The organism is Kosakonia sp. CCTCC M2018092 (genome assembly GCF_003864115.1).
In the GTDB taxonomy this organism is placed as follows: domain Bacteria; phylum Pseudomonadota; class Gammaproteobacteria; order Enterobacterales; family Enterobacteriaceae; genus Kosakonia; species Kosakonia cowanii.
Genome location: NZ_CP034225.1, coordinates 2316474 through 2339138 on the forward strand (window position 1 = coordinate 2316474; position 22665 = coordinate 2339138).

General features: G+C 57.1%; 18 protein-coding genes. 6 read left to right on the top strand and 12 right to left on the bottom strand.

The genetic code is table 11. From position 1 onward, the window contains the following. Window positions 1-19 precede the first annotated feature (19 nt). The 5 genes from ttcA to EH164_RS11145 form a co-directional block, all read right to left on the bottom strand. Window positions 20-955 (bottom strand): tRNA 2-thiocytidine(32) synthetase TtcA, encoded by a 936-nt coding sequence (gene ttcA / locus EH164_RS11125; protein WP_124968259.1) that lies wholly within the window; start codon window positions 953-955, stop codon window positions 20-22. A 127-nt stretch (window positions 956-1082) separates the two neighbouring features. Continuing rightward, a complete protein-coding gene (locus tag EH164_RS11130; RefSeq protein ID WP_124968260.1) occupies window positions 1083-1295 on the bottom strand; it encodes a KTSC domain-containing protein in 213 nt (70 codons plus the stop codon). Window positions 1296-1418: 123 nt separating this feature from the next. Then, complete coding sequence (gene nifJ / locus EH164_RS11135; protein WP_124968261.1) at window positions 1419-4943, bottom strand: pyruvate:ferredoxin (flavodoxin) oxidoreductase; 3525 nt, start codon at window positions 4941-4943, stop codon at window positions 1419-1421. 175 nt (window positions 4944-5118) lie between these two features. After that, complete coding sequence (locus EH164_RS11140) at window positions 5119-5631, bottom strand: DUF5384 family protein (RefSeq protein ID WP_124968262.1); 513 nt, start codon at window positions 5629-5631, stop codon at window positions 5119-5121. 10 nt (window positions 5632-5641) lie between these two features. Then, entirely contained in the window at window positions 5642-6157 is a 516-nt protein-coding gene (locus EH164_RS11145; RefSeq protein WP_124968263.1) for a glycine zipper 2TM domain-containing protein, read from the bottom strand. A 401-nt stretch (window positions 6158-6558) separates the two neighbouring features. Here EH164_RS11145 and EH164_RS11150 point away from each other — a divergent pair, with 401 nt between their 5' ends. Then, the gene (locus EH164_RS11150; protein ID WP_023478601.1) at window positions 6559-6825 is read left to right on the top strand and encodes a DUF333 domain-containing protein; all 267 of its coding nucleotides are present in this window, start codon (window positions 6559-6561) and stop codon (window positions 6823-6825) included. Here the strand turns inward: EH164_RS11150 and hslJ are convergent. Beyond that, on the bottom strand, window positions 6819-7241 hold the full coding sequence (gene hslJ / locus EH164_RS11155) for a heat shock protein HslJ (RefSeq protein WP_124968264.1): 423 nt from the start codon (window positions 7239-7241) through the stop codon (window positions 6819-6821). The genes EH164_RS11150 and hslJ overlap by 7 nt on opposite strands. A gap of 107 nt (window positions 7242-7348) precedes the next feature. Next, window positions 7349-8338 (bottom strand): 2-hydroxyacid dehydrogenase, encoded by a 990-nt coding sequence (locus EH164_RS11160; RefSeq protein WP_124968265.1) that lies wholly within the window; start codon window positions 8336-8338, stop codon window positions 7349-7351. A gap of 287 nt (window positions 8339-8625) precedes the next feature. Here EH164_RS11160 and EH164_RS11165 point away from each other — a divergent pair, with 287 nt between their 5' ends. The 4 genes from EH164_RS11165 (at window position 8626) to EH164_RS11180 (ending at window position 12654) form a co-directional block, all read left to right on the top strand. After that, the gene (locus EH164_RS11165; RefSeq protein WP_124968266.1) at window positions 8626-11265 is read left to right on the top strand and encodes a YdbH family protein; all 2640 of its coding nucleotides are present in this window, start codon (window positions 8626-8628) and stop codon (window positions 11263-11265) included. After that, window positions 11262-11453, top strand: coding sequence for a YnbE family lipoprotein (locus EH164_RS11170; RefSeq protein WP_054803764.1), 192 nt, complete (start codon window positions 11262-11264; stop codon window positions 11451-11453). Before EH164_RS11165 ends, EH164_RS11170 begins: the two co-directional genes overlap by 4 nt. A 7-nt stretch (window positions 11454-11460) precedes the next feature. After that, on the top strand, window positions 11461-11802 hold the full coding sequence (locus EH164_RS11175) for a YdbL family protein (RefSeq protein ID WP_124971397.1): 342 nt from the start codon (window positions 11461-11463) through the stop codon (window positions 11800-11802). Between the two features lie 75 nt (window positions 11803-11877). Continuing rightward, entirely contained in the window at window positions 11878-12654 is a 777-nt protein-coding gene (locus tag EH164_RS11180) for a lipopolysaccharide kinase InaA family protein (protein ID WP_164483616.1), read from the top strand. A 3-nt stretch (window positions 12655-12657) separates the two neighbouring features. On the opposite strand, the gene azoR is transcribed toward EH164_RS11180, so the two are convergent. Beyond that, window positions 12658-13263 carry an FMN-dependent NADH-azoreductase gene (azoR, locus tag EH164_RS11185; RefSeq protein ID WP_124968268.1) on the bottom strand — a complete coding sequence of 202 codons (606 nt, stop codon included), beginning with the start codon at window positions 13261-13263 and terminating at the stop codon, window positions 12658-12660. A gap of 203 nt (window positions 13264-13466) precedes the next feature. Between azoR and hrpA the strand changes: the two genes are divergently transcribed. After that, window positions 13467-17369 carry an ATP-dependent RNA helicase HrpA gene (gene hrpA, locus EH164_RS11190; protein WP_124968269.1) on the top strand — a complete coding sequence of 1301 codons (3903 nt, stop codon included), beginning with the start codon at window positions 13467-13469 and terminating at the stop codon, window positions 17367-17369. A gap of 434 nt (window positions 17370-17803) precedes the next feature. Here hrpA and EH164_RS11195 read toward each other — a convergent pair whose 3' ends face one another. Genes EH164_RS11195 through EH164_RS11210 form a run of 4 tightly spaced genes read right to left on the bottom strand, consistent with a single transcriptional unit; the run spans window position 17804 to window position 22629 of the window. Then, window positions 17804-18463 carry an O-methyltransferase gene (locus EH164_RS11195; protein ID WP_124968270.1) on the bottom strand — a complete coding sequence of 220 codons (660 nt, stop codon included), beginning with the start codon at window positions 18461-18463 and terminating at the stop codon, window positions 17804-17806. A 26-nt stretch (window positions 18464-18489) separates the two neighbouring features. Then, window positions 18490-19866, bottom strand: coding sequence for an efflux transporter outer membrane subunit (locus EH164_RS11200; protein WP_124968271.1), 1377 nt, complete (start codon window positions 19864-19866; stop codon window positions 18490-18492). After that, entirely contained in the window at window positions 19863-20948 is a 1086-nt protein-coding gene (locus EH164_RS11205; RefSeq protein ID WP_124968272.1) for an HlyD family secretion protein, read from the bottom strand. Before EH164_RS11205 ends, EH164_RS11200 begins: the two co-directional genes overlap by 4 nt. 28 nt (window positions 20949-20976) lie before the next feature. Further along, window positions 20977-22629: an MFS transporter gene (locus EH164_RS11210; RefSeq protein ID WP_124968273.1), complete on the bottom strand. Its 1653-nt coding sequence runs from the start codon at window positions 22627-22629 to the stop codon at window positions 20977-20979. Window positions 22630-22665 lie beyond the last annotated feature (36 nt).

Here is a 22665-nt window from a genome sequence, read left to right on the forward strand (position 1 = left end):
TGACCTGAGAGGCTTTTTTTTACTTCACTTCAATCACATTCAGCCGTAGCTCATCAAGCTGGGCATCATCCTCTTCCGGCTGCCAGCCAACTGGCTGCATCGGGATCTCTTCGCGATCGAATGCCAGATCGCCGCCGTTGACCACTTCCGAACCATGTTTGATCCCTTTGAAATCAAACAGGTTGATATCGCTCAGGTGCGACGGCACCACATTCTGCATCGCGCTGAACATGGTTTCGATACGGCCCGGGTAGCGTTTATCCCAGTCGCGCAGCATATCGGCGATTACCTGGCGCTGCAGGTTCGGCTGCGAGCCGCAGAGGTTGCACGGAATAATCGGGAAGCCTTTGGCTTCGGAGAAGCGCTCAATATCTTTCTCGCGGCAGTACGCCAGCGGGCGGATAACAATGTGTTTGCCGTCATCGCTCATCAGCTTCGGCGGCATGCCTTTCATCTTGCCGCCGTAGAACATATTGAGGAACAGCGTTTGCAGAATATCGTCGCGGTGGTGGCCGAGAGCAATTTTCGTCGCGCCCAGTTCGGTGGCGGTGCGGTAGAGAATGCCGCGGCGCAGGCGTGAGCAGAGCGAGCAGGTGGTTTTGCCTTCCGGGATCTTCTCTTTCACGATGCCGTAGGTGTTCTCTTCGACGATTTTGTACTCGACGCCCTGCGCTTCAAGGTACTCAGGCAGAATATGCTCCGGGAAACCGGGCTGTTTCTGATCGAGGTTGACCGCAATCAGCGAGAAGTTGACCGGCGCGCTCTGCTGCAGGTTGCGCAAGATCTCCAGCATGGTGTAGCTATCTTTGCCGCCGGAGAGACAAACCATAATCCGGTCGCCTTCTTCAATCATGTTGAAGTCGGCAATCGCCTCGCCAACGTTGCGGCGCAGACGCTTCTGCAACTTGTTGAGGTTGTACTGTTCTTTTTTGCTAATTTCTTGATTTTGCGACATGAAAAAGGCTCAATTCGGTTTTTTTGCGCCAGCGGTCCATAAACCACGGGCAGAGATACGCGATTAGGGCGGGATTGTACCAATGATTTACGCCTAAGGCAGGTATTTATCACCTGGCAAGGGCAGCTCAGGCGATGCGCTTTTCCTTATATTTGCCTTTCACCACGCCATCATAAAAGCGGCCTTTCGACACGACGGTAAGAAAAAGGGTAAAAATGCGCTCGGGCACCTCGTGATATTGAAAGGTGCGCTTATCGTGAAAGCGGATCTCCAGCGTGAGGCTTTGCGGGTCATACCCGACAGAGGCAATTCGTGATGATGTAACAGGGTGATGACGCATGAAGATGTCCTGGCCGCCGGGTTGAGTGGTGATTATTAGCCAGCTTGCCGCTCGTTGTCATGCAAAACAGTGACATAAAAAAGCCGCCGGGCGTCATTCGGCGGCTTTTATTTTGTCTGAGCGTTATTCGGCCGCGCTTTTTTCCGCTTTCCCGGCCAGCTGCGCGAGGAAGTCGTAGCGTTTTTGCAGATCCGCCGCCGCATCTTTCCACAGCTGCTCAGCCACCTCCGGCTGCTGCGCATTCAGGCGTTTAAAGCGCTGCTCATTAAGCAACGTTTCTGCCAGCGCATCCGACGGCGGGCGGGAGTCGAGCGCCAGCGGGATTTTGCCCTCGGCTTCACGACGTGGATCAAAGCGATAGAGTGGCCAGAAGCCGGTGGCGGTAAGCTGGCGCATCTGATCGTGGCTCAGCGCCAGATCGTAGCCATGCTCCTCGCAGGGGCTGTAGGCGATAATCAGCGACGGGCCGGGGTAAGCCTCCGCTTCCTGAATCGCTTTCACCGTCTGGTTAAGCTGTGCGCCGAGGGAGATCTGCGCAACGTAGACATGACCATACATCATCATGCTGACGCCGAGATCTTTGCGCGCTTTGCGCTTACCATGCTCGCCAAACTTGGTGACCGCACCGAGCGGCGTCGCCTTCGAAGCCTGTCCGCCGGTGTTGGAGTAACACTGGGTATCAAGCACGAGGATATTGACGTTCTCGGTCAGGCTCATCACATGATCGAGGCCGCCAAAGCCGATATCGTAGGCCCAGCCATCGCCGCCAATCAGCCAGATCGACTTCTCGACCAGCGCATCGGCGTCGGTCAGCAACTGCTGCGCGCCTTCCACATCGGCCAGCACACTGCGCAGGGCCGCGACCTGATCGCGGCGCACCTCTGGTGTGGCATCGGCACGCAGAGCCGCAAGCAGGTCGGCGGGCAGCGCGTCAGCAAACTGTTCCACCAGGCGCATAACGCGCTGGCGATGCTGGTCAACGCTCAGGCGGAAGCCAAGCCCGAACTCGGCGTTATCTTCAAACAGCGAGTTAGCCCACGCTGGCCCGCGCCCGTTCGCATCGGTGGTGTAGGGCGTCGAAGGCAGGTTGCCGCCATAAATCGAAGAGCAGCCGGTGGCGTTAGCAATCATCATGCGGTCGCCATAAAGCTGGGTCAGCAACTTAATATAGGGCGTTTCGCCGCAGCCGGAGCAGGCACCCGAGTACTCAAACAGCGGCGAAATAAGCTGCGAGGTACGAATATCAATGCGCTCCAGCTGGCTGCGGTCAATCTCCGGCAGGTCGAGGAAGAAGTCATAATTCGCTTTCTCCTCTTCGACATGCTCAAGGCGCGACATCATATTGATCGCTTTGATCTCCGGGTTCTGGCGATCTTTCGCCGGGCAGACTTCAACGCAGAGGTTACAGCCGGTGCAATCTTCCGGCGCCACCTGCAGAACATATTTCTGGCCGCGCATATCGCGCGCTTTCACGTCCAGCGAATGCAGGCTTGATGGCGCATCCTCCATCGCCTGTGGCGGTACCACTTTGGCGCGGATCGCCGAGTGCGGGCAGGCAGCCACGCAGTGGTTACACTGGGTGCACAGCTCCTCTTTCCAGATGGGGATCGCCTCGGCAATATTGCGTTTCTCCCAGCGCGTAGTGCCCACCGGCCATGTGCCGTCCGGCGGCAGCGCAGAGACGGGCAGGGCGTCGCCAAGACCTGCCAACATCGCCGCCGTCACCGTTTTAACAAAGTCCGGCGCGCTGTCTGAGACCACCGGCGGGCGATGCGCGCTTTGGCTATCAATCTCTTGCAGCGGCACTTCAGCCAGCGATTCGCGCGCCAGCGCCAGCGCCTGCCAGTTGCGTTCAACCAGCTCCTGGCCTTTGCTGCTGTAGCTTTTGGCAATCGCGCCCTGCAACGCCGTTAACGCGCTGTCGCCCGGCAGAATGGCGGTGAGGTGAAAAAAGGCCATCTGCATCACAGTGTTGATGCGCGCGCCAAGCCCACATTCGCGGGCAATTTTTGCCGCGTTAACCACATAAAAACGGGCGTTTTTCTGCCTGAGCACCGCCTGCACTTCCTGCGGCAGGCGCGACCACACCTCATCCGCGCTGTAAGGCGTGTTGAGCAGGAAAATACCGCCCGGTTTCAGGCGCTCTGCCATCTGATATTTGTCGATAAACTGCAACTGGTGACAGCCGACAAAATCGGCCTGCGATACCAGATAGGCCGAGTTGATCGGCCTTTCGCTGACGCGCAGGTGGGAAACCGTCAGCCCGCCCGCTTTTTTGGAGTCATAGACAAAGTAACCCTGGGCATACCACGGCGTCGCGTTGCCAATGATCTTGATATTGTTCTTGGTCGCCGAGACGCTGCCATCGCTGCCGAGCCCATAAAAGAGCGCTTCCAGTTTGGCGTGCGTCGGCAGGGTGTTTTCCGGCAGCGGCAGGGAGAGGTGAGTAACATCATCATAAATGCCGACGGTGAAGCGCGGCTTCGGTTTATCGGCGCGCAGCTCATTAAAGACGGCCAGCACACACTCCGGGCCGAACTCTTTCGACGACAATCCGTAGCGGCCGCCAATCACGCGCGGCAAGGTTTCGCGCTCACCGCGATTGAAGGCTTCCGCCAGCGCGGTCATCACATCGAGATAGAGCGGCTCCGCCTGCGCGCCCGGCTCTTTGGTGCGATCCAGCACCGCCACGCTGCGCACGCTTTGTGGCAGCACCGCCAGCAGATGCGCGGCGCTGAAGGGGCGATAGAGTCGCACTTTCAGCACGCCGACTCTCTCACCGCGCGTCAGCAACTCATCAATCACTTCTTCGCAGGTGCCAATCGCCGAGCCCATCAGCACGATCACCCGCTCCGCCTGCGGGTGGCCATAGTACTCAAAGGGTTTGTAGTGGCGACCCGTGGCGGCGGCAAAATCATCCATCGCCTGCTCAACATGGTCGTAAACGGCGTTGTACCACGGGTTTGTCGCTTCACGGGACTGGAAATAGGTGTCGGGGTTCGCCGAGGTGCCCCGGATCACCGGGTGTTCCGGGTTGAGAGCCCGCTCGCGATGCTGGTCAATCTCTTGCCCGGGCATCAGCGTGCGCAGGGTGTCGTCCGAAAGCGGCACGATCTTGTTAATCTCGTGCGAGGTGCGAAAACCATCAAAGAAGTGAATAAATGGCACGCGGCTCTTTAGCGTGGCGATATGGGAGATGAGCGCAAAATCCTGGGCTTCCTGCACGCTGCTGGCGCAGAGCAGGGCGCAGCCGGTCTGGCGCACCGCCATCACATCAGAGTGGTCGCCAAAAATCGACAGCGCATGAGTCGCGACGGTTCGCGCGGCAACGTGCAGCACGAAGGGGGTTAACTGCCCGGCCAGCTTGTAGAGGGTCGGGATCATCAGCAGCAAACCTTGCGACGAGGTGAACGACGTTGAGAGTGCGCCGGTCTGCAATGCCCCGTGAACGGCGGCAATCGCACCCGCTTCTGACTGCATCTCTACCACGCGCGGCGTGTCGCCCCAGATATTCTTCAGGCCGTTTCCTGCCCAGGCATCTGCCTGTTCAGCCATCGTTGAACTGGGGGTAATCGGGTAGATGGCGATAACTTCACTGGTGCGGTACGCAACGGATGCGACTGCGCCATTACCGTCAGTTGTGATCATAAAGCACCCTTACATTGCTCAAAAGAAGGGACACGTTTTACGGCGACGAGTCCTGTAATTGTTAAGCAAGTATAAGACTTTTCTCTAATCCCCTGAACTTACGTGGTCTTCGAGTGCACAAATTGATCCAGGCGGTGCAATAAAAAAGCGGAACATAATGTTCCGCCTTACGCTGTTACCACCAACTGCTGGCTTCTTTTTCTCTGGCTTTACCTTCGCTTTGCATTAACGCTTTCCCCCCTGATGAGAGGTTACGCCGGGCGTCAGCTTCAGATTGAATGACATCCGTTTGTGCCGCTCGCTGTTTAAGCTCTTGCTCAACGAAATCCTTCTCCCGCTGCACCCGAGCTGATTTTGCCTGCAGCTCCAGGCGCCGGTTTTCAATCTCAAGATCGCGGAGTTGATCCTCAAATTGCCGATCGCGTTTTTTATCTGCGGCTATTTCAGCTTCACGCTTCGCCTGCCTGGCATTTATAGCCGCACGCTGAGCTGCGGCCGCTGCTCTTTTTTTCTCCCGGTGCTGGCGTCTTTTTTCTCGCCAGTACTCTTTTTCCTGCTGTGCCTGCATTTCGCCTTCGCTTTCAGCAGTAGCCACTGCCTTTAATTGCTCCTGAAGCGTTGCGGCACAGAGATAATCAGGGGTAAAAGTTACGGCCGCAAAAAAAACAAATAAAGCTGCGCGTTTCATTTGTGACCTTTTATTTTTTCTCAGGGCAGGTGGCGTTGGGTTGAATACGCGTCTCGTCTTTGCCCATGGAGATAATTACCGCAAGGCCCGGTGTAAACATGCAGCTTTTTCCCACCTGGGTGGAGGAGAATACATGTTTACCCTCTTTGTAGCTTAAGGTAACGGCTTCAACCAGAACCTTATCTTTGACGAGAGAGCCTGCCGCCGCACCGATCGCGCCGCCGCCCACGCCGCCAGCTACGGTGTTCAGCGTAGAGCCACTCTCGATATTATGCCCGGCAACGCCACCGGCAACCGCGCCCAGTACGGCACCAAATGTCTGCGCGGCTTTTTTATTCTCACTATTATCCACCGCAACTTTGGCTGGCAGGACAGATAAAATCGTGACGGTTTTCGTTTTTTGTTTGGCATTAACCTGACCGGCGCTGTAAACATCTGCCGCCAAATAATCAGCATTTGTTTGACAACCCATTAACGAAAAGCAGGAGAGAAGCGTTGCTGCACAAAATGTTTTTTTAAATAACATAGCGGTAACCATTTTTTAATTAAGGAAAAAATCTGTGCGCGATATTACTGGAGCGTGTAATTATTTTTCAATTACTTTCGGAAATATTGAGATCTGTTTGGATAAAAAATGGCGTAAATATAATTCGTGTATATTCATTAAAACGGAAACATATAAAAAAGAAATAAAAGTGACCGCAGTGATTAAAAAAATGCTAAACAGTCTCGCGTGATTGAGGATGCAACCCCTTATCCTGTTCACCGCAGCGAACGACCCGTGTGATGGATGATTCCGCTTCATAATTAGAAAAATCGCAAAAAAGTGTTTCACCGCGCCACAAAGATGAGTTTCAGCCCTCGACGTATTGCGCCGGGCTGCCTATGATGCTTGGGTTTCGCTTTTTTGATGGGGGAGAGGAAGAGATGCGTTCAGCATTATGGATCGGGTGTGCCGCACTGTTATTGTCAGCCTGCAGCAGTGAACCTGTACAGCAGGCAACCGCCGCGCACGTTGCGCCAGGGTTAAAAGCGGCGATGTCCAACAGTGGGCAGGCCAACTGCGCGATGATCGGCGGTTCAATGTCCGTCGCACGCCAGCTTGATGGGTCAATGACAGGGATGTGTGCACTGCCAAATGGCAAACGCTGCAGCGAGCAGTCGCTTGCCACCGGCAGTTGCGGAAGTTACTGAGCGTTCGCGGCGCGGGTGTAAATCAGGGTCTGCGTCGCGGTGGTCAGCGTCAGCTGATTCCCGGTCAGATCAACCTGCGCGCCCTCGGCGAGCATTGCATTAATGGTGTGGTCCAGTTCGTTACGCTGCGCGTCCGGACACATCATCATCGTCATCGCCAGATGTTTCACGGTTAAGGCACCTTCAGAGAGTTTGCCCTGACCGGTAAAACCGTTACACATTTTGCCGGATACGCGCAGATCTTTATCAAAGCGGATCTCGGGTTTCGGCTCGTCTGGCGCAACGCTTTTGCCATTAAATGTAGTCAATACAAAGCGCTGATTTTCCAGTTGTTCTGGTTTCAGCTGTACGGCGCGGGAACTGACGCAGCCAGCAAGCACTGCGCTCAACGCGACCAAAGCGATCAATTTTTTCATCTTTTCCTCTGGGTTCGTTCCATCAAAACGGTGGGAATTGTACCCGGTCGAACAGCCGTGTCACCGGGGTTACTCTTAAAACGCTCCCCGGCGATGGGGAGCGCGTCTCAGGTCAGCGCGTTCGGGCAGCTTTCGCCCTCATGCAGCTGACGCAAGTTTTCCAGCGTCGTTTCCGAAATACTGGTCAATGCTTCGGCGGTCAGGAAGGCCTGATGGCCGGTAAACAGCACGTTGTGGCAGGCGGACAAGCGGCGGAAGACATCATCCTGAATCACATCATTGGATTTATCTTCAAAGAAGAGATCGCGCTCGTTCTCATACACATCCATCCCCAGCGCGCCAATCTTCTGCGTTTTTAATGCTTCGATCGCGGCCTGGGAATCCACCAGCCCGCCGCGGCTGGTGTTGATGATCATCACGCCGTTTTTCATCTGCTCAAACGCGGTCTGGTTGAGCAGGTGGAAGTTCTCCGGCGTCAGCGGACAGTGCAGTGAGATAACGTCCGACTGCGAAAAGAGCGTTTGCAGATCGACATACTCGACGCCCAGATCCAGCGCCGCTGCGCTCGGGTAGGGATCAAACGCCAGCAGGCGCATACCGAAACCTTTCAGAATACGCAGCGCGGCAACGCCGATTTTCCCGGTGCCAATGACGCCCGCCGTTTTACCGTACATGGTGAAACCGGTCAGGCCTTCAAGGGAGAAGTTGGCATCGCGGGTACGCTGATAAGCGCGGTGAATGCGGCGGTTCAGCGTCATCATCATACCGATAGCATGTTCGGCCACCGCTTCCGGCGAGTAGGCCGGTACACGCACCACGCTCAGCCCAAGCTCTTTTGCCGCGTCCAGGTCGACGTTGTTAAAGCCAGCGCAGCGCAGGGCGATAAACTTTACGCCGAGTTTTTTCAGCTCTTCCAGCACCGGGCGGCTGCCGTCATCATTGACGAAAATACAGACACCTTCGCAGCCATTAGCGGTTTTGGCGGTCTTTTCCGTTAACAAAAAGTCGAAAAATTCAAGATCGTAGCCATAACGCTCGTTTACCTGCTGCAAATACTTTTTATCGTATTGCTTTGTGCTGTATATCGCGAGTTTCATAAGACTTTTCTCCAATGATTTTCTGCCTCTATTATCACGCTTTAAAATTATTAAGTAAATGCTCAACTATTGTTTAGAGACAGAGGCGAGGTGAATGCTTCCAGATTGAGTATATGTCCATCCCGCGAAGAGAGATCAACGGCTCATCGTCTGAGCGCCCATTAGGGGTAAACGCAGCGGCCAGTCTATGATTAACGAGGCGTGTGCGTTCAATATCGCGCCGCGACGTGGCACAATAGACGCCATTTTCGCCTCAATTAGATGCAAAATCAGGATATTAGCCGCCCATGAAGGGTAAATACAAGGCCGCCATCGCACTGGTACTACTGTTTATACTGCTGCCGCTCACGCTGCTACTGACGCTGGCGCAGTGGGTGCCGACGCTGGTCGGCATCTGGTTGCCCGCCGGCACGCGCATCGCCATGAGCGATAGTCCGCGTCTCACGCTCCGCTCCCTCTATATACCCGATTTACGCTACATCACCGGTGACTGTACCCTCGCCGGGCTCAGCAACGCCCGGCTGACTCATCCCAGCCGCTGGCAGCTGCATATTGATGCGCTGGACATTAACACCGCCTGCCTGAATAAACTCGCCAAAAATGAGGAAGATAACAGCGCGCCGCGCTCGCTGGCGCAGTGGCAATCGCTGCTGCCTTACAGCTGGGTGACCGTCGATCGCCTGACGGTATCACCGTGGAAAACGTGGCAGGGCAAACTTTCGCTGGCGCTGACGCCGCAGGTTCAGGCACTCACTTATCAGGGCGATCGCGTTGAACTCAGCGCCCGCCTGCAAGGCCAGAAGCTGAACGTCAATCGTATGGCGCTAAAGCTGTTTAACGATCAGCCGCCGTTTACTCTTGGCGGTGAATTTACGCTGCCCAACGATCCGGCGGGTATCCCGGTGAACGGGCATATGGAGAGTACCCTGACGCTGCCGCAGCAGCCGCACACTCTTGATGTCGATCTCGACTGGCGCGATAACCAAGGGCAACTGATTGTGATGGCGCGCGGCGAAGGGGAACCGCTACTGGATCTCCCCTGGCAGATGAGCGAACAGCGCTTCGCCATCAGCGACGGGCGCTGGAACTGGCCTTATCAGGGCTTTCCGTTAAGCGGCCGCGTCGGCGTGAATATCGACAACTGGCAGGCCGGACTTGAAAATGCGCGCATCAGCGGCCGGTTAAATGTCTTAACTCAGGGCGATGCCGGCAAAGGCAATGCTGTGCTCAACTTCGGCCCGGGGCGTCTCAGCCCCGGCAACAGTGACATGCCGCTACAGCTGACCGGTGAGGCGAAGCAGGGCGATTTGATCTTCTACGCCGTGCTCCCCGGCCGTCTCAGCGGTAGCGTTGAGGATCCGCACCTTGCTTTCAGCCCCGGCGCGCTGCTGCGCTCACGAGGGCGCATTATTGATTCGCTCAATATTGATGAGGTGCGCTGGCCGCTGGCGGGTGTCAGCCTGACGCAGCGCGGTATCGACGGGCGCTTGCAGGCCATTCTGCGCGCCCATGAGAATGCGCTCGGTGACTTCACCCTCCATCTTGACGGTCGTGCCGAGGATTTCCTGCCGGATAATGGGCTGTGGCGCTGGCGCTACTGGGGCGATGGTCATTTCACGCCGATGCACGCCCGCTGGGATGTCGCCGGGCGGGGAGAGTGGCGCGACGAAGCCATCACCTTAACGGAACTCTCTACCGGCTTCGATCAGCTGCAATATGGTGCCATGCAGATGAGTAAGCCGAGGCTGGTACTGGATAAACCGGTACGCTGGCTGCGTGACACTGCAAAACCGCGCTTTACCGGCGCTCTGACGCTGGATGCGGGCAAAACGACCTTTAGCAGCGGCAGCGTTTTGCCGCCGTCAACTCTGCATTTCAGCGTTGACGGCACGGAGCCGACGCGCTTCCAGTTCAAAGGCGCGCTGAATGCCGAAGCGATTGGCCCGGTGCAGGTGAATGGTCGCTGGGACGGCGAGCGCCTGCGCGGCCAGGCGTGGTGGCCACAGCAATCCCTGACGGTGTTCCAGCCGCTGGTGCCGCCGGAGTGGAAAATGAATCTGCTCGACGGCTCGCTCTATGCGCAGGTCGCCTTTTCCGCCGCAGCCGATCAGGGCTTTGAAGCGGGCGGTCACGGCGTGCTGAAAAATGGCAGTGTCTGGACGCCGGATAACGAGATCCACGGCGTCGATTTTGTGCTGCCGTTCCGCTACCGCGATGCTACCTGGCAACTGGGTACGCGCCATCCGGTGTCGCTGCGCATCGGTGAAGTAGTCAATCAGGTGACGGCAAAAAATATCACCGCCGATTTACAGGGTGCGTGGCCCTACAGCGAGCAAGATCCGCTGACCCTCAGCGATGTCAGCGTCGATGTGCTCGGCGGCAAAGTGACGCTGCAACAGCTCCGTCTGCCGCAGCACGATGCGGCACTACTGCGCCTGAAGCATATTGAAGCGAGTGAAGTGATAAGCGCGGTCAATCCGAAGCAGTTTGCGCTCTCCGGCCCCGTTGACGGCGCGCTGCCGCTGTGGCTCGATAACCCACGCTGGATTATTAAAGATGGCTGGCTGCATAACCCGGGGCCGATGACGCTGCGACTCGATAAAAACACCGCAGATGCCATCGTCAATGACCATATGGCGGCGGGCGCGGCGATTAACTGGCTGCGCTATATGGAAATTTCGCGCTCGTGGACGAAGATCGATGTCGATAATCTGGGTCAGTTAACCCTGCGCGCGAAACTCTCCGGCACCAGTTATGCCGAAGGAAAAAGCGGGCGTGTTAATCTCAACTACACCCATCAGGAAAATCTGTTCACGCTATGGCGCAGTCTGCGTTTTGCTGACAATTTACAGTCATGGCTGGAGCAACATGCGGCGCTGCCCGATACGCGCTGCAAAAAGGGCACGTCGTGCGAGGAAAAGAGATGAGAACCCTGAAAATCGTGCCAGGCCTGCTGGCAGTAACGCTGCTGGCTGGCTGTACGCCGCGAATTGAAGTGGCGGCGCCAAAAGAGCCGATCACCATCAACATGAATGTCAAAATTGAGCATGAGATCCATATCAAGGTCGATAAAGATGTGGAGAGCCTGCTGAAATCCCGTAGCGATCTCTTCTGAGGCGATGATGAAAAAACGAGTCATAGGAGCACTGCTCGCGCTAAGCCTGGTAAGCGGCATCGCCCAGGCGCTCACGCTGGATGAGGCCCGCAGCCAGAGCCGCGTCGGCGAAACGCTGAACGGCTATATCGCACCGCTGCGTCAGGATCGCGAGACGCTGGCGCTGGTTGAACGCATCAATAAAGCGCGTACCGAGAGCTATCAGCAGCTGGCAGACCGCAACAATATTCCGGTGGATGATGTCGCCAATATGGCGGGGCAGAAGCTGGTTGAGCGGGCAAAGCCGGGTGAGTATGTGCGCGGCATTAACGGTAAGTGGCTACGTAAACCGGGCGACCAGGGCCAGTGAAACCTCTGAAAAGCGCGCAGGTGAATAGCGCTTTTCACTATCATCAAAAGGTGCTCTTACCCGGAGATGATGCCCATGTACGCTTATAAAAAACCGGCACAGCCGATGCCTTCCGCTCGGCAAGAGCCGGAAGAGGAGGCGCCCGTCAGAAAGCACGCTGCGCTACGCTACCCCTTGCAAAAAATCTCCTCCCTCTTTAAAGGTCGGCCATCTCAGGCAGAGAGCGGAGCAGGATCTGACGCAGATGAACGCTATCGTAAAGCGGAAAACCTGATCGCCACCGGCTCCATTGGCAGCGTTTATCACTATGACAATGAGTATGTGATGAAGGATTACAGCGCAGTTATCGATCCCGCGCACAAGGGACGGTTGCACAGCGCGATGAACAATGCGGCGGCGTTTAATCGCCTTTATGGCGCAGGCAGTGCAAACATAGTGATGAGAAAGACGGCAAATCCTTTGCAGAAAGCGGTCTCGGTGAAGCTAAGAAGAATCAGCGGCGAGTCGCTGGCGGCTATTCTGGCGAAGGGGGAGGTCGGACTTGCAGAAAAAGCCGCGGCCAGATATGCAAAAGGCGACGTCGCCACGCAGTTAGCGAAAAAACTCGAACTCGCCGGGGTCGATCATAACGACATTAATCTCGGCAATATTCTCTACGATCCGCAAACCGACAGCTTTAGCCTAATCGATTTTGATGACTCACACATTAACCCGCCTGGCATGCCGCTCAATGAGTTTATGGTGGAGGATCTGGTGCGCAAAATTAACTACTACTTCAGAACCTTTGTGCGCGAAGTCAATGCACTAAAACTGGCTAAATACCTCTCTCCCACAGAGGGAAGAGAGGGGTAATGCTTACGCGGCAACGATGCTGTCGATAGCCGCTTTCGCGTCGTCCTGCGCTTTTGCCGCCACTTCCGGGCCGTAGGCGATGCCTTCAGCGAAGACAAAGTCAACGTCGGTGATGCCGATAAAGCCGAGGAACAGTTTCACATACGGGGCAACGACGTCTGACGGGGTATCTTTATGAATACCGCCACGGCTGGAGACGATTACCGCACGTTTACCGGTAACCAGACCTTCCGGCCCTTTTTCGGTGTAACGGAACGTCACGCCTGCACGCGCCACCAGGTCAAAGTAGTTTTTCAGCTGCGTCGGGATGTTGAAGTTGTACATCGGCGCGTTGATAACAATCACATCATGCGCCTGCAGTTCAGCAATCAGCTCGTCAGAGAGCGACAGCGCTTCCTGCTGACGCGGTGTCAGCGGGGCATCGCTCGGGCGCAGCGCGCCAACTAACTCACCGTCCAGCACCGGAATCGGATTTTCCGCCAGATCGCGCACGGTGATCTCATCATCAGCGTGCTTTGCGCGCCACTGTTCAACGAAGTAGTCAGAGAGCTGCGAAGATTGAGAATACCCTGCCAGAATGCTGGATTTAAGAACTAATACTTTACCCATTGGGTTGTTTCCTTTGTTGTATTTACGCTGGGTTGCCCCCGTGAATTCGTCACACTCTATTCACAATCCGTAATCATGAATAGCGCAATATATCGAAGCCCATGTTCGAATTTCTTGAACAAGAAAAGGGATGTTGCGATGTGCTATTCTACGCACATTGCAAACTGATCCAGTTTCCCGGCAGTGCTCTGCCCGATAAATCTATGACTGAACAACAAAAATTGACTATTAACGATCTCTACGCGCAGCTCGACACGCTGATGCTGCGCGATAAACAGCGCTTCGCCCGCCGTCTGCAGGGCAGCAAGAAAGTTAAAAATCCTGAATCTCACCAGGCCTTGTTACAACAGATCGCAGAAGAAGCCGCACAGGCGGCGGCGAAAGTGGCGCAGCGCGAAGCGTCTCGTCCGGTAATTGACTACCCGGAAAATCTACCGGTCAGCCAGAAGAAGCAGGCGATCCTCGAAGCGGTACGCGATAACCAGGTGGTAATTGTCGCCGGTGAAACCGGCTCCGGTAAAACCACGCAGCTGCCGAAAATCTGTATGGAGCTGGGGCGCGGAATCAAAGGGCTGATTGGCCATACCCAGCCGCGTCGTCTTGCTGCACGTACCGTGGCGAACCGTATTGCTGAAGAGCTGAAAACCGAGCCGGGCGGCTGCGTTGGTTATAAAGTCCGCTTTAACGATCACGTCAGCGACAACACCCTCGTTAAGCTGATGACGGACGGCATCCTGCTGGCAGAGATTCAGCAGGATCGGCTGCTGATGCAGTACGACACTATCATTATCGATGAAGCGCACGAACGCAGCCTCAATATCGATTTTCTGCTCGGCTATCTGCGCGAGCTGCTGCCGCGCCGCCCGGATCTGAAAATCATCATCACCTCGGCGACCATCGATCCTGAGCGCTTCTCGCGCCACTTTAATAATGCGCCGATTATTGAAGTCTCCGGGCGCACCTATCCGGTGGAAGTGCGCTATCGCCCGATTGTTGAAGAGGCGGATGACACCGAGCGTGACCAGCTCCAGGCGATTTTCGACGCCGTGGATGAGCTTGGCCGTGAAAGCGCCGGCGACATTCTGATCTTTATGAGCGGCGAGCGCGAAATCCGCGATACGGCAGATGCGTTAAATAAACGCGATCTGCGCCATACGGAAATTTTGCCGCTCTATGCGCGCCTCTCCAACAGCGAGCAGAACCGCGTCTTTCAGCCGCACAGCGGGCGGCGCATTGTTCTGGCAACCAACGTAGCGGAAACCTCGCTCACCGTGCCCGGCATTAAATATGTGATCGACCCCGGTACTGCGCGCATCAGCCGCTACAGCTACCGCACCAAAGTGCAGCGTCTGCCGATTGAGCCGGTGTCGCAGGCCTCTGCCAACCAGCGTAAAGGGCGCTGCGGCCGTGTCTCGGAAGGGATCTGTATCCGTCTCTATTCGGAGGATGATTTCCTCTCGCGCCCGGAGTTTACCGACCCGGAGATCCTGCGTACCAACCTGGCGTCGGTCATTTTGCAGATGACCGCGCTGGGGCTGGGCGATATCGCCGCTTTCCCGTTTGTCGAAGCGCCGGATAAACGCAATATTCAGGATGGTGTGCGCCTGCTGGAAGAGCTTGGCGCAATTGCCACCGACGAACAGCAGACCACCTATAAACTGACGCCGCTCGGTCGCCAGCTGTCGCAACTGCCGGTCGACCCGCGTCTGGCGCGCATGGTGCTGGAAGCGCAGAAACATGGCTGCGTGCGTGAAGCGATGATCATCACCTCGGCGCTGTCGATTCAGGATCCGCGCGAGCGGCCGCTGGATAAGAAACAGGCCTCGGATGAAAAACATCAGCGCTTCCACGACAAAGAGTCCGATTTCCTCGCCTTTGTGAACCTGTGGAACTACCTCGGCGAGCAGCAGAAAGCGCTCTCCTCAAACCAGTTCCGCCGTCAGTGCCGCGTCGATTACCTCAACTATCTGCGCGTGCGCGAATGGCAGGATATCTACACCCAGCTGCGCCAGGTGGTGAAAGAGTTGGGGATCCCGGTGAACAGCGAACCGGCAGAGTGCCGCGAAATTCATATTGCGCTGCTTACCGGGCTGCTGTCGCATATCGGTATGAAAGATGCCGATAAGCAGGAGTTTACCGGCGCGCGTAACGCCCGTTTCTCCATCTTCCCTGGCTCAGGTTTGTTCAAAAAGCCGCCGAAGTGGACGATGGTCGCCGAACTGGTAGAAACCAGCCGTCTGTGGGGGCGCATTGCTGCGCGCATCGATCCCGAGTGGGTTGAGCCGGTCGCGCAGCATCTGATTAAACGCTCCTGGAGCGAGCCGCACTGGGAGCGCTCGCAGGGCGCGGTGATGGCGACGGAGAAAGTGACGCTTTACGGTCTGCCGATTGTCGCCGCGCGTAAGGTCAACTACAGCCAGATCGATCCGGCGCTGTGCCGCGAACTCTTTATTCGCCACGCGCTGGTGGAAGGGGACTGGCAAACCCGCCACGCCTTCTTCCGCGACAACCTGAAGCTGCGCGCCGAAGTGGAGGAGCTGGAGCATAAATCCCGCCGCCGCGACATTCTGGTGGATGATGAGACGCTGTTTGAGTTTTACGATCAGCGCATCAGCCATGAGGTCATTTCAGCACGCCATTTCGACAGCTGGTGGAAGAAGGCGAGCCGTGAAACGCCGGATCTGCTCAACTTTGAAAAGAGCATGCTGATCAAAGAGGGCGCGGACAATGTCAGCAAGCTCGATTACCCGAACTTCTGGCATCAGGGCAATCTCAAGCTGCGTCTGAGCTATCAGTTTGAACCGGGCGCGGATGCCGACGGCGTGACGGTACACATTCCGCTGCCGCTGCTCAATCAGGTGGAAGAGAGCGGTTTTGAGTGGCAGATCCCCGGCCTGCGCCGCGAACTGGTGATTGCGCTGATCAAATCGTTGCCGAAACCGACGCGCCGCAACTTCGTCCCCGCGCCCAACTATGCCGAAGCGTTTTTAGGCCGCGTGACGCCGCTGGAGATGCCGCTGCTCGACGCGCTGGAGCGCGAACTGCGCCGCATGACCGGCGTAACCGTCGACCGCGACGACTGGCACTGGGATCAGGTGCCCGATCACCTGAAAATCACCTTCCGCGTGGTGGATGATAAAAATAAGAAGCTGCTTGAAGGGCGCTCCCTGAGCGAATTGAAAGAGCAGCTGAAGGGCAAAGTGCAGGAGACGCTCTCGGCGGTGGCCGATGACGGCATTGAGCAGAGCGGGCTGCATATCTGGAGCTTTGGTCAGTTACCGGAAAGCTACGAGCAGAAGCGCGGCAGCTACAAAGTGAAGGCGTGGCCAGCGCTGGTTGATGAGCGTGACAGCGTGGCGATCAAGCTGTTCGATAACCCGCAGGAGCAGCAAAATGCGATGTGGGCCGGTATTCGCCGCCTGCTGCTGCTGAATATTCCGTCGCCGATTAAATATCTGCACGAGAAGCTGCCGAACAAAGCCAAGCTGGGGCTCTACTTCAACCCGTACGGTAAAGTACTGGAGCTGATTGACGACTGCATCGCCTGCGGTGTCGATAAACTGATTGATGAAGCGGGCGGCCTGGTGTGGACGGAGGAGGGCTTTGCCGCGCTGCATGAGAAAGTGCGCGCCGAGCTCAACGACACGGTGGTGGAGATCGCTAAACAGGTCGAACAGATCCTGACGGCGGTGTTCAATATCAACAAGCGTCTGAAAGGACGCGTGGATATGACCATGGCGCTGGGGTTATCGGATATCAAAGCGCAGATGAATGGGCTGGTCTATCGCGGTTTCGTCACCGGCAACGGCTTCCGCCGCCTCGGCGATACGCTGCGTTACCTTCAGGCGATTGAAAAACGGCTGGAGAAGCTGGCAGTCGATCCGCACCGCGATCGGGCGCAGATGCTGAAAGTGGAGCAGGTGCAGCAGGCGTGGCAGCAGTGGCTCAACAAGCTGCCGCCGGCACGTCGTGACGATGAAGAGGTGAAGGCGGTTCGCTGGATGATCGAGGAGCTGCGCGTCAGCTTCTTCGCCCAACAGCTCGGCACGCCGTACCCCATCTCCGATAAACGCATTTTGCAGGCAATGGAGCAGATTAGCGCGTAATGCCTTTGTAGGCCGGATACGCGATGGGTTTGTAGGCCGGATAAGGCGTCAGCCGCCATCCGGCAGTTAACCTTGGCTTAGTAAACGGAACAGTTCGCCATCCGTGCAGGATCGCCGGATGGCGCTACGCTTATCCGGCCTACGGTATCAAATTTACCTGCACGCGATGGTTTTGTAGGCCGGATAAGGCGTCAGCCGCCATCCGGCAGTTAACCACGTTTTAGCAAACGGAACAGCTCGCCCTCTGCGCAGGATCGCCGGATGGCGCTACGCTTATCCGGCCTACGGTATCGAATTTACCCGCACGCAATGGGTTTGTAGGCCGGATAAGGCGTCAGCCGCCATCCGGCAGTTAACCACGTTTTAGCAAACGGAATAGTTCGCCATCTGCGCAGGATCGCCGGATGGCGCTACGCTTATCCGGGCGAAGGTTTTTACGAATTCACCCACGCCAGCGTAAAGCCATCCCATCCTTTGGTGCCGACGGTCTGCATTGCCGTCGCCGTCAGGTGCGGGTTGTCGCCAATCATCTCAATAAATTTACGCACGCCCTGCACACGGTCATCGGTGGAGGCAGGGTTGGTCACTTCGCCATCGCGCACCACGTTATCACCAATAATCAGCGTGCCGGGACGCGAATAGTGCAGCGCCCACTTCAGGTAGTTCGGGTTATTGGGTTTATCGGCATCGATAAAGATCAGATCGAACGGCGGGCGCTCGCCGAGGGATTCCAGCGTTTCCAGCGCCGGGCCCTCTTTGACTTTCACCTGGCGGGTCAAACCTGCAAATTCAATGTTCTCACGGGCAATTGCGGCATGTAACGCATCGAACTCCAGCGTCAATAATTCGCCATCGGAGGGCAACTCTCGCGCCATCCACACCGTGCTGTAAGCGCCCAGCGTGCCGATCTCAAGAATGCGTTTAGCGTGCGTCATGCGCACCAGCAGCGCCAGCAACTGGCCCTGCATCGGCGAGACATCAATTTCAGGTAATCCGGCGCGCCGGTTATTAGCGAGGATCTGCGTCAGAACCTCATCTTCAGGAAGAAGCTGTTGTGCTAAGTACTCATCTACCGCGGACCATTTCTGCTGCATAGTATAACTCCTGGTGGTGTTGAGAATTACTGCATACCGGACCAGCCTCCACCCAGCGCGCGATAGAGGTCCACCTGCGCCAGTAACAGATTATTTTTCACCTGCACGGCGTTGAGCTGCGCGCTAAAGAGCGTGCGCTGCGCATCAAGTACCGTCAGATAGGAGGAGTAGCCGTTCTGGTAACGATTTTGTGCAATGCGTAGCGTCTCTTCCGCCACCTGTTGCTGGCCTTCCAGCTCGCTCAACTGCTCGCCAAGCCGGGTGATGGCATCGAGGCTATCGTTCACCTCTCTGAACGCATTGCGCACGGTACTTTCATAGCTATAGAGCGCCTGATTGCGCTGTGACATGGAGACATCCACCTGCGCATTCAGCGCCTGGCGGTTCAGCAGCGGCGCCAGAATGCTGCCGCCGATATTCCACAGCCGCAGCGGGTTATCGAGCAGGCCGGGCAGGGTATTGTCCTGCATACTGCCGCTGGCGGTGAGGTTGAGCGACGGCAGGAGTTTCGCCTGCGATACCGCAAGCCCGGCATCAGCGGCAACCAGCTGGCGCTGAGCCTGCACGATATCCGGCCGTCGGTTAAGCAGCGTTGACGGAAGCTGCGCAGGCAGCGACAGCGGGGTAAGCGTTGAAAAATCGCCGCGCTGGATTGCCCCCGGGTTGCTGCCAAGCAGCACGCTAAGCGCATTCTCTTGCTGGCTAATCTGGTGCTCCAGTTGCGGGATTTGCGCCCGCGTTGCGCGTAGTTCCGAATCCGACTGCATCAGCTCCAGCCGCGAGGTATAGCCGGTTTCATACTGACGCCGGGCGAGCCGCCAGGCATCTTCCCGCGCATTTAACGTCGAGCGCGTCACGCGCAGCTGTTCATCCAGCGATAACAGGGTGAGATAACCGGAGGCGACATTGGTGGCGACGGTTAAATCCGCAGCGGCGGCGGCAGCTTTTTGCGCCTCCAGCGACGCTTCTGCCGCTCGCGATGCGCTGCGGCTGGCTCCCCAGATATCGACATCGTAACTGGCAGTTAAATTGCCCTTATAGAGCGTGCTGTGCACCGGCTGACCGGTGGCGGCGGATTGCGAACGGGCGCGGGTGCCGGATAAACCGATATCCACTTCAGGGAACAGCGCGCCGTTGGCGGCATAGACCCGCGCCTGGTACTCATTAACCCGCTCGCGAGCGACCAGCACGTCGCTGTTATAACGCAGAGCCTGATCGACATAGCGGTTGAGCTGGCTGTCGTGAAAGTTGCGCCACCAGATGCTGTCGACTTTACTCAGCGGACCGCTTTCGCTGCGCCACGCAGCCGGGATCTGTAACGAAGGCTGTGCGCGTTCCACATCCACCGACTGGCAGCCCGCCAGCAGCAGGCTGAGCGCGATAAGTGTCGGATAGCGCCTCATTGCTTCGCCTCCCGCGTATCAATATGTACCTGCACGGACATCCCCGGACGCAGACGGGCGATCTCTTCGGCTTTGCCCTCCACCTGAATGCGCACCGGAATACGCTGGGCGATTTTGACAAAGTTACCGGTGGCGTTGTCCGGGCTGATGGCGCTGAACTCCACGCCGGTGGCGGGCGAAATGCTCTCAACCCGGCCATTAAAGCTGCGGCCATCAAGGGCATCAACACTAAAGGTCACCGGCTGACCGACAACGACATCGGCCAGCTGCGTCTCTTTCAGGTTGGCAATCACCCAGCGCTGAGCAGGAACCAGCGAGGTGAGATGCGTTCCGGCAGTAACATACGCGCCGAGGCGCACGCTAATCTGCCCAAGCTGTCCGTCGCGCGGGGCGACGATGCGCGTGTTTTGCAGATCGATCTGCGCCAGTTCCAGCGCCGCCTGGGCGTTTTCCACATCTGCCTGTAGCGAAGCGCGATTGACGATCGTGGTTTGCAGATCCTGGCGCGACATCTCAAGGGTTGCCTGCGCCTGGGCGATATTGGCGCTGTTTTGCGCGGCGGTTGCCAGCGCGGCATCGCGCTCGCGAACCGAGAGGGAACCGTCCGCCGTCAGCGCTTTGACGCGTTTTAAATCCGCCTGCGCCTGCAAGTTCTGCGCTTTGGCGCTGGCGAGCGCTGCTTCATTACGCGCGATCACCGCCTGCGCGCTTTTGCGCTGTTGCAGGTTGTTTTCCAGCGCGGCGCGCTTCATCGCCAGCGTCGCTTTCGCCTGATCGACGCGCTGACGATAGATGCGGTCGTCAATCTGCATAATCAGGTCGCCTTTTTTCACATTGACGAAATCCTGCACCGGCACTTCGGTGATATAGCCATTGACCTGCGGGCTGATAAAGGTCGTCTGCCCGCGCACATAGGCGTTATCCGTCGACTGCGTATGGCGCGTAAACGGCGGCAGCTGCCATGCGTAAAGGATCACCAGCACGCCGACAATCACGATCGCCGCGGCGGTAAAAAGGGACACCACGCGCACATTGCTGCGGGTACTTGCCTGCTCTTTAGCTGCTGCGTCCTGCTGGCTCATAGTAAGAACTCCAGTAATGTCATCATTATTATTTGCTACCCGTGGCCCGTTTCAGGGCCAGACGAGCGGTAATACGCAGGCGCAGCAAACGCCATGCAATCCATAACAGCGTGGCGGCAGCGACGCTCGCCGTCAGCATATAAGTGTCGTTATAAGCCAGTATCGTCGCCTGTAACGTCGAGGCGGTCTGCAACTGGGTTACCGCCTGCACGCTGAGCAGGCTGCTGTCGCCGATCATGCTCTGGTACATCTGGCTATAAAGTTGCAGGCGCTCATTGACCAGCGGGTTAAGGGTGGTGAGCTGATCCGCCAGCAGGCTTGAATGATACTTCTCACGCCACGTCTGAAAGGTGCCGAGGATCGCCGAGCCCATCAGCCCGCCGATATTCTGGCTCATGCCAAACAGTACCGAGAAGCTGACCAGGTTGCGCGGTTCGGCGATGACACCGCCAATCCCGGCCAGCATCGCGGGGGCGATAAAAAAGGCGCTGGCAAAGCCGAAGAGGAACTGGCTTATCATCAGCTGATCCGGGCGCGTCAGGCTGGTCGACTGGCTATCCATCAGCGAGGCGATAATCATCAGCGCCAGCGCGGTGAGGATCGGCCAGCCGAGGCGCTGCGGCTTGATGGTCAGGCAACTGGCGACAATCCCGCAAATAATCCCGGCGAGAATCGACCACGCCAGCCGGGTCATCTGCTCGTTTTGCAGGCCGACATACTGCAACCAGCCAAAAACCCCGGTGTTCTGTTCGGCAAGCACAATGCGGATCAGCAGCATAATCAGACCGAGGCGCACAATACTGCCGCTGGAGAGCCAGCGGGTGTTAAGCAGCGGGTTTTTGCGGTTGTGCTCAAATACAATCGCCGAGACGATTAACACCAGCGCACCTGCCAGCGCCCAGCCGAGCCACGGTGTTTCAAACCACCAGTCGAGACGCCCGAGGGACAGCACCGCGCAGAGCAGCGCCATGCCGGGTGCCAGCAGAAAGAAGGTGATGAAATCCTTCTTCTCAAACACCTTTTTACGATCGCCCGGCGGCAGCTTCAGTGCAATCACGCAGCCCAGCGAGATAAGCGCCAGCCCCAGCTCGAAGAGATAGAGCCCACGCCACTCGTCGAGTTGTAGCAGTTCGGTAGAGAAGAGGCGGGCAATCGGGATCGCCAGCGTCGAACCGGTAATGCCGATGGTCAACGCTTTTAATCGATGCTTCGCCGGCCAGGCCTGAATTTGGTAGTAGATCCCAAGCGAGCTGAGTGCGGCGGCCACCATGCCGTGTGCACCTCGTACAAGCAGCGCGGAACTGAGGTCATTAATAAAGAGGTGGAAAAAGGTGACCAGCACATAGAGCACCAGGAACCCTTCGGTAAATGCCCGCAGACCATACTGCTGGCGAAACTTTACCAGCAGCAGGTTGATGGAGACGTTGGTCATCACGTACACCGCCGGGAGCCAGGCGATCTCCGTTGACCAGGCGGCAAAGGTGCCCTGCAAATTTTGCAGGTTCGCCGTCACCATCGCGTTCCCCAGCGCGCCGGTCATGGAGACCAGCAAACCGACAATGCCATAGGCGATGCGCCGCGGCGTGCTGTGCCAGGGCGTTGAAGGGGAGCCGAGCAGCATCGGCTTTTCATGAGCGGCCCATTCACGCGGCGCGTAAGGGTCGCGTTTGGGTTCAGACATTACTTTTTGACCTCATGAGTAACGATAGACGGCAGA